This is a genomic window from Vreelandella vilamensis (genome assembly GCF_031451755.1).
GTDB lineage: Bacteria > Pseudomonadota > Gammaproteobacteria > Pseudomonadales > Halomonadaceae > Vreelandella > Vreelandella vilamensis.
Window position 1 is genome coordinate 1 of record NZ_JARWAN010000051.1, and the last position, 2,914, is coordinate 2,914.

At 52.9% G+C, this 2,914-nt stretch carries 5 protein-coding genes; all 5 read right to left on the minus strand.

Annotated elements, in window-relative coordinates:
* Positions 1-351: 351 nt before the first annotated feature.
* Positions 352-603: a DUF6447 family protein gene (locus tag QC823_RS16050; RefSeq protein WP_309657349.1), complete on the minus strand. Its 252-nt coding sequence runs from the start codon at positions 601-603 to the stop codon at positions 352-354.
* Positions 600-935: a ScoMcrA-related endonuclease gene (locus QC823_RS16055; RefSeq protein ID WP_309657350.1), complete on the minus strand. Its 336-nt coding sequence runs from the start codon at positions 933-935 to the stop codon at positions 600-602. Before QC823_RS16055 ends, QC823_RS16050 begins: the two co-directional genes overlap by 4 nt.
* Positions 936-994: 59 nt before the next feature.
* Positions 995-1,207 carry a DUF6447 family protein gene (locus QC823_RS16060; RefSeq protein ID WP_309657351.1) on the minus strand — a complete coding sequence of 71 codons (213 nt, stop codon included), beginning with the start codon at positions 1,205-1,207 and terminating at the stop codon, positions 995-997.
* A gap of 12 nt (positions 1,208-1,219) precedes the next feature.
* A complete protein-coding gene (locus tag QC823_RS16065; RefSeq protein ID WP_309657352.1) occupies positions 1,220-1,993 on the minus strand; it encodes a SapC family protein in 774 nt (257 codons plus the stop codon).
* Positions 1,994-2,387: 394 nt separating this feature from the next.
* The gene (locus QC823_RS16070; protein WP_309657353.1) at positions 2,388-2,846 is read right to left on the minus strand and encodes an IS3 family transposase; all 459 of its coding nucleotides are present in this window, start codon (positions 2,844-2,846) and stop codon (positions 2,388-2,390) included.
* Positions 2,847-2,914: the final 68 nt, after the last annotated feature.

Sequence of the window (2,914 nt, forward strand, 5' to 3'; positions counted from 1 at the left end):
CTGCTCCCGGATAAATTGATGAAGAAGCTCCCTGGCTGCTAGCAGAGGATAACTTCTATGGGCGATTTCATCATCCGGGACCAAACAGTTAAGTAAGAAAAACAGACAGCTTTCAGCGATTACAAGGCCTAAAATTGGTCAAAAAATGATCAACTTATTTTCTGGCCATTACAGCATAAGTCTGCAGCCGTTTGGCTTGATTACTGAGCCGCTGATGCTCTCGTTGCGTCAGGATAATCAGCGTGGGTAAGTGGGCTTTGAAGTTTTTCGACATAGGGAAGTCAACATCAAATACACGACACCAAGGGCACCCGCCCGACAAGCACCCACCCCCCGTGATTGACGCTGACATCAGGCACGCTTAACCCCCTTGCCCCAACGTTTTTGGCCGGGGCGCTTGCGCCATGCCTTGGCCGGCGACTGCCGGGCATCCTCCAGCGCCTCACGCAGCGCCTGCAGGTAGGCGACACGGGCAGTCTGGACGATGGAAAGTTCATTCTGAAGACGCGCTATTTCAGCGTCGGTCATGCGCAGATTCACCAGTTGTTCCCGCGCCATTGGCGAGAGGTCACGCCGCCGATAGCGGATGCCATCAATGGTCACACCAGCTGACTCGGGCGGCACCAACCGGGGGGCTCGGACTCTTCCCCTTCCAGGCTAAAGCCGGGCTGGCGAAGAAGAAATTGCCGCGCCGTGTCGCCCTTGAAGTCCTTGGGGACCAGCACGGGGGCGTCGGGATAGGCCACAGCATGAGCAGCGGCAGTCAGCGGGCGAGGTTCATAGGGCCCACGGCCCTGATACATCACGCGCTTGCCCTTAGCCGCCTTGAAGTTCGGATGACAGGCCTCGCGAAAGGCGTCGAGGCCTGTCCTGTCGCAGTGGCTCATGGCCAGCTGCAGATGGTGAAGGGTAATACCAGCCTGTTGCCAGGACATACAGGGTCTCTCTTGTGATCCGTGGGAAAACGGCACCCTTAGCGAGTGCCGTCTGACGATCAGTGCGTCTCTTTCTTGGGCAGTTCTTCACTCAGCGCCCGTGCATAGGCAGTACGCGCCGTTTGATAAATCGCCAGCTGCTGCTTGAGCTTTTCGCTCTCGGCATCCGTCACGCGTAGATTAGCGACTTGTTGCTTGGCGTTATCGGACAGGTCATTGATGTTGTAATCAATACCGTCAATCGTGATCGTTTGTTGCTGTTCATCTGCCATTGTCATTACTCCTTAGCTATCAAAATCAAATTCTAAATCGTCGTCGTTATCAAAAACACTGTCGAGGTTTTCTGGCGCTTCTACGGTGCCCTGCTTCGCGTGAAGCTTCGCTCTTTCGGTTAACTGGTTAAGCTGGCTCATTGAAAACAGCTGGGCGTGAGCCAGGACCATGGGGGCGCCTTGTAGTGCGGCATATGCCTCTGCATCCAGGGTATTAAGGGCTTTTTCATCTATCCGGTAAAGTCCTTTTACCGCTAACGGCTCTTGGCCTTCACCACGTTCAATTTTCAAGGGCCAAGGTTCAATCACCCCGGCGTCTCCCAACACCTTTACCGCTTGCTGGGTCACTTGGCGGTTCTGCTCGCACTGTTTAAGGAAATCGAGTGTTTGCGCAGCTTTCTGCGTAAGATTGCCTTCCTCATCGAATAACGGCTCGCCTGCCTCATCGCTGAGGTGATCGGCATCAATGGCGAAGACTTTCTCGCCGGTTTCACTATTGGCCAGCGTAAAGGGATATCCGCGTAAAGAGGCGGGCACATAATTCCCTAACCAGCGCCCATCGCTATGGAGATAAAGATTATTCCGTCCATCTAAACTCAACAGCGCCACCGACTGATAATTTTCGTCTTGCCGGATAAACCCCAGCGCATAGTGCGGCAACAGCTTCGGCATTTCCGCCAGTAATACAGTAGCAACGGCTTGGTTAATGGCGAAGGCGTACCCTTGGCGGGGCAAGTAATGCTTGGCCTTGTGCTGGCTGGGCGATAGCGCGATCCATTCGGGCATGAGTGTTTCCTGAAAAGTGTTGACACGGCATGAGCGCTGACGTTATGGCGCCCTATGTGGATTGATTACCATTGTACCAACCAACGCCTACGATGCGATGCTTTCAAGGAGAGAAGGAGACCAAAAAGTTGGTGCTTGTTATCGTGTTGTTTCTGTGTGGATTCGCTGGCTTTCTGCTCGGCAATCAGTACGGCCATTATCGGCGGCTTTCACCGCTACTGCCGTGGTATCTCTCGGCTTTCCCACCTCGCCCTATTACGGTGATCCAGTGGTTTCATCGACAAATACAATTAATTTGGCATTACAAGTCAGTCGCGGGAAAGTGTCGTGGTCGACCCCCCCCACGCCCGTGTATGTAGAAGACTGTTGTGGTCAAGTCGAAACGGACACTTAGCTAAGCGATTTTTTCAAATTCAATGGGCGTCATATCCCCAAGTGTCGTATGGAGACGCCGAGCGTTGTAATACGCGATGTAAGCTCTCACATCAGCTATCGCCGATTCACGGGTCGAGTACAGGTTTCCTGTCAGCCATTCTCGCTTAAGGCTACTGAAGAAGCGCTCCGTCGATGAATTATCCCAACAATTTCCTTTACGACTCATTGAGCACACCAAATCATGCTGTTTTAGCATTGCTTGGTATTGATTACTCGCATATTGACTACCGCGATCAGAATGATGCATAAGTCCTGGCGGCGGCTTTCTTAGGTTGATTGCCATCATCAACGCACGACTTATCAGCGACGTTTCCATCTTCCGATCCATGTGCCAGCCCACGACTCTACGTGAATACAGGTCAAAGACGACCGCTAAGTAAACCCAGCCTTGCAAGGTCCAAAGTAGAGTAAGAAGCAGGGCGTAGTCGTACTATTTCCCTGCTTCTCCTCTCCGAACCGTACGTGCGCCTTTCAGCGCATACGGCT